General features: G+C 71.8%; 13 protein-coding genes. 11 read left to right on the top strand and 2 right to left on the bottom strand.

Features of this window, described 5'->3' with window-relative positions; all coding sequences use genetic code 11:
* Positions 1–63: 63 nt before the first annotated feature.
* The 10 genes from IF37_RS0128020 (at position 64) to moeZ (ending at position 12,854) form a co-directional block, all read left to right on the top strand.
* On the top strand, positions 64–1,116 hold the full coding sequence (locus IF37_RS0128020; RefSeq protein WP_063886418.1) for a DUF3152 domain-containing protein: 1,053 nt from the start codon (positions 64–66) through the stop codon (positions 1,114–1,116).
* Positions 1,117–1,173: 57 nt separating this feature from the next.
* Positions 1,174–1,269, top strand: a complete 96-nt coding sequence (locus IF37_RS46675; protein WP_367647128.1) for an Ms4533A family Cys-rich leader peptide — start codon at positions 1,174–1,176, stop codon at positions 1,267–1,269.
* Positions 1,270–1,473: 204 nt separating this feature from the next.
* Positions 1,474–3,192 (top strand): ABC transporter substrate-binding protein, encoded by a 1,719-nt coding sequence (locus IF37_RS0128010; RefSeq protein ID WP_030748336.1) that lies wholly within the window; start codon positions 1,474–1,476, stop codon positions 3,190–3,192.
* A gap of 4 nt (positions 3,193–3,196) precedes the next feature.
* On the top strand, positions 3,197–4,333 hold the full coding sequence (locus IF37_RS0128005) for an ABC transporter permease (protein WP_030748333.1): 1,137 nt from the start codon (positions 3,197–3,199) through the stop codon (positions 4,331–4,333).
* The gene (locus IF37_RS0128000) at positions 4,330–5,328 is read left to right on the top strand and encodes an ABC transporter permease (protein WP_030748330.1); all 999 of its coding nucleotides are present in this window, start codon (positions 4,330–4,332) and stop codon (positions 5,326–5,328) included. The genes IF37_RS0128005 and IF37_RS0128000 overlap by 4 nt, the downstream gene beginning before the upstream one ends.
* A 20-nt stretch (positions 5,329–5,348) precedes the next feature.
* Positions 5,349–6,965: an ABC transporter ATP-binding protein gene (locus IF37_RS0127995; protein WP_030748326.1), complete on the top strand. Its 1,617-nt coding sequence runs from the start codon at positions 5,349–5,351 to the stop codon at positions 6,963–6,965.
* A gap of 201 nt (positions 6,966–7,166) precedes the next feature.
* Complete coding sequence (locus tag IF37_RS0127990) at positions 7,167–8,885, top strand: DUF3492 domain-containing protein (RefSeq protein WP_030748323.1); 1,719 nt, start codon at positions 7,167–7,169, stop codon at positions 8,883–8,885.
* Entirely contained in the window at positions 8,882–10,348 is a 1,467-nt protein-coding gene (locus IF37_RS0127985) for a hypothetical protein (protein WP_253915868.1), read from the top strand. Before IF37_RS0127990 ends, IF37_RS0127985 begins: the two co-directional genes overlap by 4 nt.
* A gap of 187 nt (positions 10,349–10,535) precedes the next feature.
* A complete protein-coding gene (locus tag IF37_RS0127980; RefSeq protein WP_030748317.1) occupies positions 10,536–11,495 on the top strand; it encodes an NAD(P)-dependent oxidoreductase in 960 nt (319 codons plus the stop codon).
* A gap of 180 nt (positions 11,496–11,675) precedes the next feature.
* Complete coding sequence (gene moeZ / locus IF37_RS0127975; protein ID WP_030748314.1) at positions 11,676–12,854, top strand: adenylyltransferase/sulfurtransferase MoeZ; 1,179 nt, start codon at positions 11,676–11,678, stop codon at positions 12,852–12,854.
* 116 nt (positions 12,855–12,970) lie between these two features.
* On the opposite strand, the gene IF37_RS44620 is transcribed toward moeZ, so the two are convergent.
* Both IF37_RS44620 and IF37_RS0127965 read right to left on the bottom strand, forming a co-directional pair.
* Positions 12,971–13,624 (bottom strand): hypothetical protein, encoded by a 654-nt coding sequence (locus tag IF37_RS44620; RefSeq protein ID WP_158727398.1) that lies wholly within the window; start codon positions 13,622–13,624, stop codon positions 12,971–12,973.
* A 432-nt stretch (positions 13,625–14,056) separates the two neighbouring features.
* On the bottom strand, positions 14,057–14,968 hold the full coding sequence (locus IF37_RS0127965; protein WP_030748308.1) for a hypothetical protein: 912 nt from the start codon (positions 14,966–14,968) through the stop codon (positions 14,057–14,059).
* 425 nt (positions 14,969–15,393) lie between these two features.
* Between IF37_RS0127965 and IF37_RS0127960 the strand changes: the two genes are divergently transcribed.
* Positions 15,394–15,708 (top strand): hypothetical protein, encoded by a 315-nt coding sequence (locus tag IF37_RS0127960; RefSeq protein WP_030748304.1) that lies wholly within the window; start codon positions 15,394–15,396, stop codon positions 15,706–15,708.
* Positions 15,709–15,776: the final 68 nt, after the last annotated feature.

Below are 15,776 nucleotides of genomic sequence, written 5' to 3'. Positions count from 1 at the left end.
CGGGAACCCGGCGGCGGCTGGGGCGAGTTCGGCCGGCGGACGGCCGACGCCGGCGGGCCCGGTGTGGTGCTGCCCCGGCAGCGCCGGGCGGGCTCGGGCGGGCGAGGACGCGGCTCCGGTTCCGGCCCCCGGCAGGAGTACCTGGACGCCTTCGACGGCGCCGGAGGCGCCTCGCGGGACGCCCGCGCCGCTCATGACGCCCGGGAGGGCGGTGGCTCCGCGGCCGGGACGGCCGCGGCCCGCCGCGCGGGCGGGCAGCCGCCCGAGGCACCGCGACCGGCCGCCACCGCGGCGGACGGCGCCGGTCTGCCCGGGCAGCGCGGCGGCACCAAGGGCTGGGCCTTCACCGGCATCGCGGCGGCCGCCGTCACCACCGTGCTTGCGGTGGTCGTGGCCGGACAGGTGTCCGACGGCCGGGACGACGCCGGCGCGTCGTCGCGGTCCGCGGCCGACCAGGCCGGTGGCTCCGTGGCATCCGGCGGGCCGACGCCCTCCGGCACGCCGAGCACGGTGCCCCTGACGTACGACCAGAAGATGGGTACGAAGTATCCGCTCGCGGCCGGGCTGACCGGGCCGGGGAAGTTCGACGCCGTGCCCGGTTTCGACAAGGCGCCCGGCACCGGGCAGAAGTACCGGTACCGCGTCGACATCGAGCAGGGGCTGGGTCTGGACGGCGCGCTGTTCGCCGAGGCCGTGCAGATGACCCTGAACGACGAACGCAGCTGGGCGCACGGCGGCGCCCGGACCTTCGAGCGCGTCTCCTCCGGCAAGCCCGACTTCGTGATCACCCTGGCCAGCCCCGGCACCACCGCCAAGTGGTGCGCCAAGTCCGGCCTGGACACCACGGAGGACAACGTCTCCTGCGACTCCGCCGCGACCGAACGCGTCATGATCAATGCGTACCGATGGGCTCAAGGCAGCAAGACGTACGGTGACCGGATCCATGCGTACCGGCAGATGTTGATCAACCATGAGGTCGGGCACCGGCTCGGCAACGGGCACGTCAGCTGCCAGAAGGACGGCGAGCTGGCGCCCGTCATGCAGCAGCAGACCAAGTTCCTCGACCATGACGGAATCCACTGTCGGCCCAATCCGTGGCCCTATCCCGGGAGTTGACGGGGACCGCTTATGTCACATTGACATGAGCCCGCATGGTCGTCCATATTTCTGCGCATGTGGTCCCGTCACGCCGTCTCCAACAGCGCCGCCATCGAGCTGGCGCTCATTGGCGTGACCGCGCTCTGCGTGGCCGACATCCACTGTCGCTGACGCCGCCTCCCGGGCGTTCGCGTCGCGACCTTTTTCTCCTTTTCGTCCGTGACCCGGTCACGGATTTTTCGACGACCCGACGCCGGGGCCGACGTCTGTCCGCAGTCGTCTCATTCCTCGTCCACATGTCTCACCAGTCGAGAAACCCTCGATCACCCCCCGAATCAACCCCGAATCACCCCCCCCCGAGAGGTCGTCATTCCGATGCGTCAACCGTCCGTCACAGCGCGCCGCGTGGCAGCGGCATCCGTCAGCCTGCTGGTGGCAGCGGGTGCTGCCGCGTGCGGCCCGAAGGACAGCGATGCCAAGGCCTCCGGCGGCGACTCCGCGCCCCACAAGGGCGGCACGCTCTCGATCCTGAACTCGCAGCCGCAGAGCGACTTCGACCCCGCGCGCCTGTACACCTCCGGCGGCGGAAACGTTCCCTCGCTGGTCTTCCGCACCCTCACCACGCGCAACCGCGAGAACGGCGCGGCCGGCGCCAAGGTCGTCCCCGACCTCGCCACCGACACCGGGCGCCCCAACAAGGACGCGACCGTGTGGACGTACACCCTGAAGAAGGGCCTCAAGTACGAGGACGGCACCCCGATCACCTCGGCCGACATCAAGTACGGCATCGAGCGCTCCTTCGCCCCCGAACTCTCCGGCGGCGCCCCCTACCTGCGCGACTGGCTGGTCGGCGCGGCCGACTACCAGGGGCCGTACAAGGACAAGAAGGGCCTGTCCGCGATCGAGACGCCGGACGCCCGGACCATCGTCTTCCATCTGAACAAGCCCGAGGGCGAGTTCCCGTACCTCGCCACGCAGACGCAGTTCACCCCGGTTCCCAAGAGCAAGGACACGGGCACCAAGTACGAGTCGCACCCGGTCTCGTCCGGCCCCTACAAGGTCGTGAAGAACGAGAACGACGGCGAGCACCTCGTCCTGGAGCGCAACACCAACTGGTCGGCCGCGACCGACGCCGAGCGCAAGGCGTACCCGGACACCATCGACGTGCGCTCCGGTCTCGACTCCTCGGTGATCAACCAGCGGCTGTCCGCCTCCCAGGGCGCGGACGCCGCCGCCGTCACCACGGACACCAACCTCGGCCCCGCCGAACTCGCCAAGGTCACCGGTGACAAGGAGCTGGCCGCGCGCGTGGGCACCGGCCACTTCGGCTACACGAACTACATCGCGTTCAACCCGAGCGTGAAGCCGTTCGACGACCCCAAGGTGCGCCAGGCGATCGCCTACGCCATCGACCGGTCCTCGGTCGTCAACGCGGCCGGCGGCAGCGCCCTCGCCGAGCCCGCCACCACCTTCCTGCCCAACCAGAAGTCCTTCGGCTACACGCCGTACGACCCCTTCCCGGCGGGCGCCTCCGGCAACGCGGCCAAGGCCAAGGAGCTGCTCGCCCAGGCCGGCCACAAGAACGGGCTCACCGTCACGCTGACCCACTCCAACAGCAAGGACTTCGAGACCAGCCCGGAGATCGCCACCGCCGTCCAGGACGCCCTCAAGAAGGCCGGCATCACGGTCAAGCTCCAGGGCCTGGAGGACAACGACTACAAGGACAAGATCCGCAGCGTCAGGACCGAGCCGGGCTTCTTCCTCGCCCACTGGGGTGCCGACTGGCCCTCCGGCGGTCCCTTCCTCGCCCCGATCTTCGACGGCCGGCAGATCGTCAAGGATGGAGCGAACTTCAACACGGGCCTGCTGGACGACAAGTCGGTCAATGACGAGATTGACGCGATCAACAAGTTGACCGATCTTGACGCCGCCGCCAAGCGGTGGGGCGCGCTGGACCGGAAGATCGGCGAGAAGGCCCTCGTCGTGCCGCTGTTCCACCCGGTCTACAAGCGCCTGGTCGGCAAGGACGTCAAGAACGTCGTCATCAGCGACTGGACCGGCGTCCTGGACGTCTCCCAGGTCGCGGTGAAGTAACACCGTGAGCGAGGCACTTGTCGTCGTCGAGACCGCCGGGACGGACACCACCGTCCCGGCGGTCTCGGGGGCACGTCAGTTCTGGCGGCGGCTGCGGGCGCAGCGCGCCGCCCTCGTCGCCGCGGCCGTCGTCGCGCTGCTCGTCCTGGTCGCGCTCGCCGCGCCGCTGCTCACCGCGCTGGAGGGCCAGGACCCCACCACGTACCACCCCGCGCTGATCGACTCCGCGCGCGGCGGCGTGCCCATCGGCTCCTTCGGCGGCGCGAGCGCCGACCACTGGCTGGGCGTGGAGCCGCAGACCGGACGCGACCTGTTCGCCCGGCTGGTCTACGGCGCCCGGGTGTCGCTGGGCGTCTCGCTGGCCGCCACGCTGGTGCAGATCCTCGTCGGCGTCGCCATGGGCGTGGCCGCCGGCCTCGGCAACCGCTGGGTCGACCTGGTGCTGAGCCGTATCACCGACCTCTTCCTCGCGATACCGCTGATGGTCATGGCGCTCGCGCTGCTGGCCGTGGTGCCCGGCGATTTCCCGCGGCCAGTCCTGGTCGCGCTGATCATCGCCCTGGTCTCCGGGTGGAGCACCATGGCGAAGATGGTGCGCGCCCAGACCCTCGCGCTGAAGAACCTCGACTACGTCTCCGCGTCCCGGCTGAGCGGCTGGAGCACCTGGCGGACCGCCGTGCGCGAACTGCTCCCGGGCCTCGCCGCGCCGGTCATCACCTACGCGGCGCTGCTGGTGCCGTCGAACATCAGCGCCGAGGCGGCCCTGTCCTTCCTCGGCGTCGGCGTGAAGCCGCCCACCCCGTCCTGGGGCCAGATGCTCACCTCCGCCGACGTCTGGTACCAGGCGGCCCCGCAGTATCTGCTGCTGCCCGCGCTCGCCCTGTTCGTGACCGTGTTCGCGATGACCGTCCTCGGCGACGGCGTCCGTGTCGCCCTGGACCCGCGCGCCGCCTCCCGCCTGCGCGTCGGCACCGGCCGCAAGCGCGAGGCGCGCGCCGGAACGGCGACGACGTCCGGGACCCCCGGGACCACCGCGACCCCCGGGACCTCCGCGACGCCCGGGACCGCCTCCGTGTCCTCCGTGGCGGACGGCGGACCGGAGAAGCCGCAGAAGCCGAAGAAGGAGGAGGAGCGGCCGTGAACGCCTTCACCGGCTTCGTCCTGCGCCGGGTCGTCGGCGCCGTGATCACCCTGCTCGTGCTCTCGGTGATCGTCTACGTCGTCTTCTACGTCACCCCGGGCGACGTCGCCCAGATCACCTGCGGCCCCCGCTGCTCCCCGGCCCAGGTGCACCAGGTCGCCCAGCAGCTCCACCTGGACGACCCGCTGTACGTGCGCTACTGGCACTTCCTCCAGGGGCTCTTCGTGGGCCAGGACTTCTCCACGGGCACCTCCGTGGAGCACTGCTCGGCGCCCTGCCTCGGCCAGTCGTACCAGACCGGCCGGCAGGTCACCGACATCATCCTGACCAAGCTGCCGGTCAGCTTCTCCCTGGTGATCGGCGGGATGGTGATCTGGCTGCTGCTCGGCGTCGGCACCGGCGTGCTGTCCGCCTGGCGGCGCGGCCGGTTCTCCGAACGCGTCCTGACCGCGATCACCCTCGCGGGCACGGCCACGCCCGTGTTCGTCATCGGACTGATCCTGATGATCGTCGTCTGCGGCGAACTCCAGCTGCTGCCCTTCCCGCAGTACGTGAACTTCACCGACGACCCCGAACAGTGGGCGTGGAACCTGCTGCTGCCCTGGCTCTCCCTCGCCCTCATCGAGGCCGCGGGGTTCGCCCGGCTGACCCGAGCGTCGATGCTGGAGACGCTCGCCGAGGACCACATCCGCACGTTCCGCGCCTACGGCGTCTCCGAGCGCGCCGTGATCGCCCGGCACGCGCTGCGCGGCGCGACGGCCTCCGTCATCGCGCTCAACGCGGTCACCTTCGGTTCGGCCGTCGGCGGTGCCGTCCTGACCGAGACCCTCTTCGGGCTGCCCGGCCTCGGCCAGGAGATGGTGCACGCCGTGAAGGTCGTCGACCTGCCGGTGGTCGTCGGCATGGTCCTGGTCATCGGCTTCTTCGTGGTCCTCGCCAACGCCGTCGCGGACGTCCTGTACGCGGTGGCCGACCGACGGGTGGTGCTCGCATGAGCCGGGTGGGAGTGACGGACATGAGCCGGGTGGAAGCGGCGGACACGAGCCTGGTGGCCGTGACGGACCTGACCGTCGAGTTCGGCGGCCTGCGGGCCGTCGACACACTCTCCTTCAGCCTGGCGAAGGGCGCCGCCCTCGCCCTGGTCGGCGAGTCCGGCTCCGGCAAGTCCACGGTCGCGGGCGCCCTGCTGGGCCTGCACCGGGGCACCGGGGCCCGGGTCGGCGGCTCGGTCCGGGTGGCCGGCACCGACGTACAGGCGGCCTCCGACGAGGAGCTGCGGCGGCTGCGCGGCGCCAAGGCCGCCATGGTCTTCCAGGACCCGCTGTCCTCGCTCGACCCGTACCACGCGATCGGCGACCAGATCGCCGAGGTCCACCGCGTCCACACGCGCGTGTCGCGCCGCGCCGCACGCGCGCGTGCGGTGGAGGTGCTGGAGCGGGTCGGCATCCCGGACGCGGCACGGCGTTCCCGGTTCCGCCCGCACGAGTTCAGCGGGGGCATGCGCCAGCGCGCCCTCATCGCGATGGCCCTCGCCTGCGAGCCGGACCTGCTGATCGCCGACGAGCCGACCACCGCCCTCGACGTCACCGTCCAGGCCCAGATCCTCGACCTGCTGCACGCGCTGCGCGAGGAGACCGGCATGGGCCTGCTGCTCGTCACCCACGACGTGGGCGTGGCCGCCGAGAGCGTGGACGACATCCTCGTCATGCGGCACGGCAGGGCCGTCGAGCGCGGCCCGGTCGGCACCGTCCTGGCGGCGCCCGCCGAGGCGTACACCAGGGAACTGCTGGACGCCGTCCCGCGCCTGGACGCCCGCCGGACCGGCTCCCCGGCCGACGGCGAAGTGGTGCTGGAAGCCACCGGCGTACGGCGCGAGTTCGGGCGCGGCAAGCGGGCGTCCGCGGCCGTGGACGACGTCTCGGTGACCGTACGGCGCGGGGAGACCCTCGGCGTGGTCGGTGAGAGCGGCAGCGGCAAGACCACGCTCGGCCGCATGCTGGTCGGGCTGCTGGAGCCGACCGCCGGCGAGATCCGCTACGACGGGCGCCCGCACACCGGCGTCAACCCGGCCGTGCAGATGGTCTTCCAGGACCCCGTCTCCTCCCTCAATCCCCGCCGCAGCGTCGGCGAGTCCATCGCCGACCCGCTCCGCGCGCGGGGCGACCGGGACGAGGAACGCATCCGGGGGCGCGTGACGGAACTGCTGGAGCGCGTGGGGCTCGAAGCGGCGCACTACGACCGCTACCCGCACGAGTTCAGCGGCGGACAGCGCCAGCGCATCGGCATCGCGCGGGCGCTCGCCGCCGAGCCGCGCGCCATCGTGTGCGACGAGCCCGTCTCCGCGCTCGACGTCACCACCCAGGCGCAGGTGGTCGCCCTGCTCGGCGAGCTCCAGCGGGAACTCGGCCTCGCGCTCGTCTTCATCGCGCACGACCTCGCCGTCGTCCGCCAGGTCAGCGACCGGGTCGCGGTGATGCGGCGCGGCCGGCTCGTCGAGTACGGGCCCGCCGACGAGGTGTACGACAGCCCGCGCGAGCCGTACACCAAGCAGCTCCTGGCCGCCGTACCGGCGCTCGACCCGGAACTGGCGGCCCGGCGGCGTGCCGCCCGCCGGGAGCCCGCCGTGGCGTAACGTTTCGTGCCCGGCTGACCGCCGTACGGAGCCATAGCGCGGCGGAACGCGGCCCGCACGCGAAAGTTACGACGCTTCACCCCTTTCGGTGGCGCGACGGACAACCGTCCGTCGCGCCACCACCGTGTGCGCTTACCTTCGTCCCGCCGCGAGCCGCCGGAACCACGACGGCTCCCCAGACGGGAGATCGGGGGTGCACACGTGCGCGTAGGACTGCTGACCGAGGGTGACTTCCCGCATGCGTGCGGTGACGCCAGTCCCTGGTACGACCGGCTCGTGCGCGGGCTCGGGCAGCACCGGTTCGACGTCTACGCGCTCTCCCGCGCCCCGCACCGGGCGGGCGAGCGCCGCGCCCCGCTCCCGCCGCACGTCGGCCGGGTCCGTACGGCACCCTTGTGGGCGACCGGGGAGGACGGGGTCGCCCACGGGCGGCGCGCACGCCGGCGCTTCACCGAGTGCTACGGCGAGCTGGTGCGGGCGGTGTGCGCGAGCACCGGCGCGCGGGGTGCGAGTGCGGGCATTGCCGATGTCGGGTCCGGCGACCTGGCGGACCGTTTCGGCAGCGCGCTGTACGGGCTCGCCGAACTCGCCCGGGAGGCGGGCGGCCTGGCCGGCGCCCTGCGCTCGGACATCGCCGTACGAGCCCTGGAGCACGCCTGCCGCGCCCCCGGAACGCCGCGCACGGCGCGCGAGGCGGGCGTGTCCGACCTGCTCGCCGTCACCGCGCACCTCGAACGCGCCCTGCGCCCCCTCTCCCTCGACTGGTACGACGACGACGGACTCGGCGCGGCCGACCTCTGCCACGCCACCGCGGGCGGCCCCGCCGCGCTCGGCGGGCTGCTCGCCCGGCACTTCTGCGGCGTCCCGCTGCTCGTCACCGAGTACGGCGTGCGGCTGCGCGGCCACTACCTGACCCTGGGCCCCGACGCCGCGACCCCCGCCGTCCGCACGCTGCTCGCCGCCTTCCACGGCCGGCTCGCGGCCGAGGTCTACCGCCGGGCCGAGATCCTCACCCCGGGCAACGCGCACGCGCGCCGCTGGCAGGAACGGTGCGGTGCCGACCGCGCCCGCATCCGCACGGTGTACCCCGGCATGGCGGCCGACCGGTTCACGGAGGCCGGCGAGTCCCCGGACCGGGGCGACGCGGACACGCTGGTCTGGGTCGGGCGCGTCGACCCCACCAAGGACCTGGTGTCGCTGCTGCACGCCTTCGCCGAGGTCCGCAGGGAGGAGCCCAGGGCCCGCCTGCGGATCGTGGGCGCCCCCTCCGGCGCCGAGGGCGCGGCCTACCTCGGACACTGCCGGGTGCTCGCCGCGCGGCTCTTCCCGGACGAGGCGGGGGGCGCGCACGCCGCCGGGGACAACCCCGTCTCCTTCCGGGAGATCGGCGCCCCCGAGATCCCGACGCTGCCCGACGCGTACGCCGCCGGCGCGGTCGTCGTCCTGTCCAGCGCCTTGGAGGGCTTCCCGGTCGGCCTCGTCGAGGCCATGTTCTGCGGCCGGGCAACCGTGTCCACCGACGTGGGCGCCGTCGTGGAGGTCATCGGGGGCACCGGACTGGTCGTGCCCCCGCGCAACCCCCGGGCGCTCGCAGAGGCGTGCGTGGCGTTGCTGCGCGACCCCGAGCGCCGCGAGCGCCTCGGTGCGGCGGCGCGCGCCCGGGCGCTCGAACTGTTCACCGTCGAGCGGAACACCGCGGCCTTCCACGGCATCTACCTGGAGATCGTCTCGCACTGCCCGGTCCGCCGGGTCGCCCTGGACGAGTCCGGCGAGCCCCTGCCCTTCGCCGCCCCCGCCGAGTCCCGCGTCCCCGGCCACTGGACGGGCCCCACGGCCCGTGCCCTGCCGCGCGCCATCCCCGGCTGGGTGACGAGCACCCCGGTCCGGGCCACCCCGGCGGCGGTGGAGGCGGCACGATGAGCGGCCTCGACAGCCGGACCCCCGGCGCCGCGGCGGGCGAGGACGGTCCCGCCTTCGACGGCGCCCTGGACCGGAGGGAGCCGGCCGGTGCGGACCGGCCGCGGAGACCCGGCGGCGCCGATCCGTGGGACGCGCGGTCCAGGGCGTGGCTGCCGGCCGATCCGGAGGCGCGGCGGGGGGCCGCCGTACAGCCGTCGGGGGAGGCCGTGCCTCCCGCGCGCGCACACACCAGGCCGGTGAACAGGCCGGACGCGGAACCGGACGAGGGACCGAACCCCAGGCCGGACGCGGAACCGGACGAGGGACCGGACCCCAGGTCGTACGCGGGGCCGGACGCGCGGTCCGGGTGGGAGCGGGGCGCCGGCCCCCGCCGGGTGTCCGCCGACCCGGTGAAGGCCCTGCTGCACCGGCACCGCGAGCTGTGCGAGCGGGCGGTGGACCCGCTGGAGATCGCCGCCGGACTGGAGGCGCACGGCGTCACCGACCGGACCGCCGCCCGCTTACGCCACCGCGACGTCTTCTCGCTCGCCGAAGAGCTGTACGCGCGCGTGCCGCACGACACCGGGCCGCGCCCACGGCCCCTGCCGGTGCCCCGGGCCCGTGTGGGCTGGGCCCTGCTCGCCCTCCTGCCCGGGGCGCTCGGCGCGGCCACCGTGACCGGAGCCCGCCTCACCGGCGGCCACCCCCGGCTGCTGGTGATCCTGGCCGGACTGCTCACCACCGGGCTCGCCGTCCGTGCCGTCCTGCGCCACGGCCCGCTCGCCGGCCCGCCCGGCCCACGCGCGCGGCGCTCCGCGGCCGGCCCGCGCGTGTGGACGCTCTGGCTGCTCGGCTACGCCGTCGCCGGTGACGGCCTCCTCCGCGTCGTCCTGGCCGGCGGCCCCGACGCCCTGCCCGCCACGGTCCCCGGCGGTACCTGGCCCATCACGGCCGCACCCGCCCTGGCCCTCCTGCCGGCCTGCGCCCCCGCCGCCTGGTCCGCCCACCTCCTCGCCGCCGGCGCCCGCCGCGCACTGGCCCGCAGCCGGGGTCTGAAGGAGTTCACGGCCGCCGCGAAACCGCTGCTGATCGGCGTGTTCGCCCTGTTCCTGGGCGTGTTCGGCGCCCTGCTCGGGCTGTGCGGGAATGTCCTGCACGAGCCCGCGGGCTACCCCCAGGCGCTCACCCTGGGCGCCCTCCTCCTGCTCGCCCGCCTGCTCACCGTGCACCGCCACCGGCACACCCCCGCCCTCGCGCTGGGCGCCGCCGCGGCCACGGAGGCGGCGGCCCTCGCGCTGCCGGTGGCCGGCCGGCTGCCCGGCTGCGCCTTCCTGGCGGCCCCCGTCGAGACCCTCGTGGACGCGTGGGGCGAACCCGCCGTACCGACCCTCGCCTGCGGCACGGCCGCCCTGGCCCTGCTCTGGCACGCCTGCCGCACCCTCACCCGGGCCTCGGCGCACGCCCCCACGGGAGCGGCCGAGTGACCCTTCCGCCCGCCGGCCCACCCACGGCCGCGGGCACCCGCACCACCCCTTTTGAAGGAGAACACCAGATGACCACCTCCCGACCCGGAGCGTCCGGACCCACCGGAACCGCCGGAGCGTCCGGAGCGGCCGCACGAGCCGTCGCCACGACCGGTACCACCGGCGCGCACACCCCGGGAGCCGCCCGATGAGGGTCCTGCTGATCGGAGCCAACGGGTTCATCGGCCGCTTCGTCGCCGACCGCCTGCTCGCCGACCCGGCCGTCCAGCTGACCGCGCTCGGCCGCGGTGACGACGCCGACGTCCGCTTCGACCTCGCCACCGGCAGCCCGGGCGCGCTCACCCGCTTCCTGGACGCGGTCCACCCCGGGGTCGTCGTCAACTGCGCGGGCGCCACCCGCGGCGGCGCCCGCGACCTGACTCGGCACAACACCGTCGCCGTGGCCACCGTCTGCGAGGCGCTGCGCCGCAGCGGCTGCGGTGCCCGCCTGGTGCAGGTCGGCTGCGGTTCCGAGTACGGCCCCAGCCAGCCCGGCTCCTCCACGGCCGAGGACGCCGTGCCGCGCCCCGGCGGCCCGTACGGCGTGAGCAAGCTCGCCGCGACCGAACTGGTCCTCGGCTCCGGTCTGGACGCCGTCGTCCTGCGCGTCTTCTCGCCGGCCGGCCCCGGCACCCCGGCCGGCTCCCCGCTCGGCCGGCTCGCCGAGGCCATGCGCCGCGCCATGCAGTCCGGCGACGGTGAACTCAAGCTGGCCGGCCTGGGTGTCCAGCGGGACTTCATCGACGTGCGCGATGTCGCCCGGGCCGTGCACGCCGCCTCGCTCTCCGCGGCGCAGGGCGTGATCAACATCGGGTCCGGCCGTGCCGTCCGGCTCAGGGACGCCGCGGCCGTCCTCGCGCGCGTGGCCGGATACGGCGGTGCGCTGCACGAACTCGACGTTCCGCCGGGAGCGCTGCGCGCCGCCATCGGGCACCCGCGCACCGACTCCGACCACGCCGTCCCGGTGGCGTACCCCTACCCGGACGGCTGCGGCACCTGGCAGCAGGCCGACGTGCGCACCGCCCGCGACCGCCTCGGCTGGCGGCCCCGCATCAACCTGGAGGAGTCCCTGGCGGACATCTGGATGGAGGCGGCATGCCGCATCTGACCGGCGCCCGCCCCGGCGGCCCTTGGGAGACGGCCCTCGGAGAACCGCCCCGGGAAGGCGATGCCCGGCTGCTGGGACACCATCGTCTCGCTGGTCGGAACGGGTGTCTCGGAATGAAGAAGGGCGTGGCAGTGTTACCACGAGAACAACTGTAGTGATCGACCGACCAACGGAGTCCCCGTGTCGCTGCCACCCCTGGTCGAGCCAGCCTCTGAGCTCACCGTAGACGAGGTCCGCAGGTACTCCCGCCACCTGATCATCCCCGACGTGGGCATGGACGGGCAGAAGCGGCTGAAGAACGCCAAGGTGCTCTGTGTGGGCGCCGGCGGCCTGGGCTCGCCGGCGCTGATGTACCTGGCCGCCGCGGGCGTGGGCACTCTCGGCATCGTGGAGTTCGACGAGGTCGACGAGTCGAACCTCCAGCGCCAGATCATCCACAGCCAGTCGGACATCGGCCGCTCCAAGGCCGAGTCGGCCCGTGACACCGTCAAGGGCATCAACCCGTACGTGGACGTGATCCTTCACGAGGAGCGGCTGGAAGCCGACAACGTGATGGACATCTTCAGCCAGTACGACCTGATCATCGACGGCACCGACAACTTCGCCACCCGCTACCTGGTCAACGACGCGTGCGTACTGCTGAACAAGCCGTACGTGTGGGGGTCGATCTACCGCTTCGACGGCCAGGCGTCCGTGTTCTGGTCCGAGCACGGTCCCTGCTACCGCTGCCTCTACCCGGAGCCCCCGCCCCCCGGCATGGTCCCCTCCTGCGCCGAGGGCGGCGTGCTGGGCGTGCTGTGCGCGTCCATCGGCTCCATCCAGGTCAACGAGGCCATCAAGCTCCTCACCGGCATCGGCGACCCGCTGGTCGGCCGTCTGATGATCTACGACGCCCTGGAGATGCAGTACCGCCAGGTCAAGGTCCGCAAGGACCCGAACTGCGCGGTCTGCGGCGAGAACCCGACCGTCACGGAACTCATCGACTACGAGGCATTCTGCGGCGTCGTCTCCGAGGAGGCCCAGGCGGCCGCGGCCGACTCCACGATCACTCCGAAGCAGCTCAAGGAGTGGATCGACGACGGCGAGAACATCGAGATCATCGACGTCCGGGAGCCGAACGAGTACGAGATCGTCTCCATCCCGGGCGCCAAGCTGATCCCGAAGAACGAGTTCCTCATGGGCACCGCCCTGGAGACCCTGCCGCAGGACAAGAAGATCGTCCTGCATTGCAAGACGGGTGTCCGCAGTGCGGAAGTCCTCGCGGTCCTGAAGTCGGCGGGCTTCGCCGACGCGGTCCACGTCGGCGGCGGCGTCATCGGCTGGGTCAACCAGATCGAACCGGAGAAGCCGGTCTACTGACCCTCCCTTCCCCCTACCGGGGAACCTGACGAAGCCCACGGCTCTGACCAGCTCAGATGCCGTGGGCTTCTGTCGTTGTCGGTCGGCTTTGGCTGACCTTTGGCCTCTTGCTGACCTCACGCTTTCTGGCGCTTGAGAACAGCGGTGGCTAGGTCGTCGACAGACCGACGGAGCTCTCGATCCGACAGTGAATCCTTGGGGCCGAACCGCTCAACGTAGAGCGTTGCCTTATTACCTACATCAACGGTGAGCTGAGCTTTCCAGGCGTCGCCGTACAGGACTTGGCGGGCCGCTGCTCGCCCCTGGATCAGCAACGGCTCTGCCTTCTCCGGGATTACGTCTGTACCATCCACCGTCTGCTGCAAGGACTCTGCGGTGGGGTAGAAGGCGACCACGAACCCAGCTGGTTCAGCCGCGTCGTCCTGTGTCATCAGCAGATAGCAGGAGGCGCCACCCTTCTCCTCAGCCATGGGAGATGCCTCTCTGATGCTGAACTGCTGTCGCATCGCACCGCTCACGAGCTTGCAGACGGTCTTCTTGCTGACCCCGGCAATGATCGGAGCGTCTCCAGGCACCGAGGCCCTTGTAGACCCAGATGAGTGCGCAATGGCGTAGCCGAGGCCGGAGCCGACAGCAAGAGAGAGCACTGCGGTGAGGACCAGCAAGCTCTTTGCAGGGTTACGACGGCGCTTCGTGAGAGCCGCAGCCGCTTCCCTGGGAGAGTCCACGGCTGAGCCACTGTCGTGAGTTGAGGTGTCCTCGCTGGCCATGGCGAGATCATCACACCGGCGCCATAGCCGCTGTCGCGATGATGCTTGATCGTTACGGGGTGAACGGGGAGCCATCAGCTTGGGAAGCTGCGGACACCGAGCACCAGTTGTAAGGGCTGAAGCTGTTGTCCTATCGATCGGGAGTGCGGTGTGATCGAAAGTGGCCCTCGGGGCGGGTGATTCCGGCGTGGCGGAGCATGAAGACAGGGCCTCTGGCACGCGCCTTCGGGTTCCGCGTCGAGCCGACCCCCGGTCGCAGGCGCATGTCAGCCATCACCTGGTCCGGGATCCGGGGTTGTCCTCGATCGCCGTACGCAACTCCTGAGAACCAGGACATAACAAGGTGAGGTTCCGCACCGGCTACGCCGACGCGGAACCTCACCTCGAAGAACGGTTCACCCGGTTGAGTTCATTGCCACGGTGTGCGGCTGATCAGTCCTTGCTCAGCGCGACCACGGCGGTCTGCGTCACCGTCACGGTCTGGCCGTAGTGCGGGTCCTGGGCCTGAGCCTGGGCCTGCACCTCGACGTCGCCCTTCTGGAACGGGGTGGTTCCGGTGGGCGCGGCCGTCGCGGTCCAGGTGACCGGGGCGCCGGGCTCGCAGGCCACCTTGGTGGCGTAGGAGCCCTTGATGAGGATGCGGTGGGCGACCTGAGTGACGGTGCCGGAGACGTCCACCTGGGTCGGCTCGTTGCAGCTGACGGTGCCGCCGATGGTGGCCTTGCCGTTCAGGTAGCTCGCCGTGCCCTTGAGGTCGATGGCGACGCCCAGGTCGAGCGCAGCCGGCGGCGCCGGGTTGTCGATGTGGATCTCGCCGCGCAGCGCGGCGGTGCCGCCCTCACAGTGCTGCTCGTAGGTGGCGTCGAGTTTCTGCACATAGCCGTTCGGGCCGAAGACCACGTCTGCTACGGAAAACGATCCGGTCAGCGTGTTGCACCCGCGACCGTTGCCGTCGACGGAAAGGCCGGGCTCCGCGGCCTCGTTGAACGGATAGCGGGTGGCGCCGGTGTAGTCACCGGGCGCGAGCTGTTGCCCGGCGGGAGCAGCGAGATCGAGGTACCACCAGTCACCGTTGGCGCCGTCGACGCTGACGGAGATGTGGTTGTCGTCGCTCGAACCGTTGACGTTGAGGGTATCGCCGGCGGCCGGCGAGTAGGAGTACGACTGGCCGCCGCTGATGTAGTCGCCCGCGTCGCCGCTGAAGCTCATCGAGCCGGACGATACGGTCAGTGCCTGCGCTTCGGGCCCGTGCAGCAGGCCGGTGCTCGCACCGGCGAAGGCCAGAGTGAGCGCGAGCGCGGTGGCAACTCGGGTGAAGGCGCGGTTGGGCACGCGAAGGTTCAAGGGTCCCCCTGGGATGTGTGGACACAGGAATGCGAGTGGAGGCGAACTTCGAGGACACCTCCCTACATGCACTCAGCGCGCAGCGGAAGCCCAGACGTCACAGGTTGCACGCATGTCCCTTCTCACGCGTCGAGTTGGGCCGGCATGCACAACCCTTGGTCGGTGTCGTGAGTCCTCCCATGCCCCATACGTACGTCGGGCGGCGACAACCATCCACTGCACCGCTTCGGGTTCGGTAGGGACGGCAGGATTCGAACCTGCGACACCCGCTTTAGGAGTTCGATCACTTCGTCACACCCCCGGGGAACCGCCTGGCCATGCCGGCCGTGCCAGACCGCCTGGGAGTGCTGGCGTCCGGCGCTGTTGATGTCACTTGTGGATGCCAGAACGGGGTCACCGCGTGCGCCTGCTGACACGATGGTCCCGTGGTTGACCTGGAGCGCATCAAAGCAGAGACCGTGGCGTACTTCCGAGCACTCGATGAAGCCGCCACCCAGCGGCACCACTTCCGCCACGCTGACGAGGAGGGCGGCTTGTGGTACATCGAGGCTGTACCTGACCGCGGTGAGTTGGTCGTCATCAAACAAGCCGAGCTGACTTCCGCCGGCCATCTCCACCGGTACAGCCGGGAGCACCTGGAGGACGAGCACGGTGGCCTGACAGACCAAGCGATCGACCCTGAAGAGGATCTGCTGGAGGCCATCCCGGCCGAAGAGTTCCTGCGGGTGTGGACGCAGTGAGCGGCGGCTTCCAGCACCGCCGTCAGCGCCGGCGCCGACCGGGTCACCCGAATGGCAGGCGCCCGGGA

The organism is Streptomyces sp. NRRL S-31, assembly GCF_000718775.1.
GTDB lineage: Bacteria > Actinomycetota > Actinomycetes > Streptomycetales > Streptomycetaceae > Streptomyces.
Note: the sequence above shows the minus strand (reverse complement) of the source record. Positions and strands in the feature narration are given on the sequence as shown.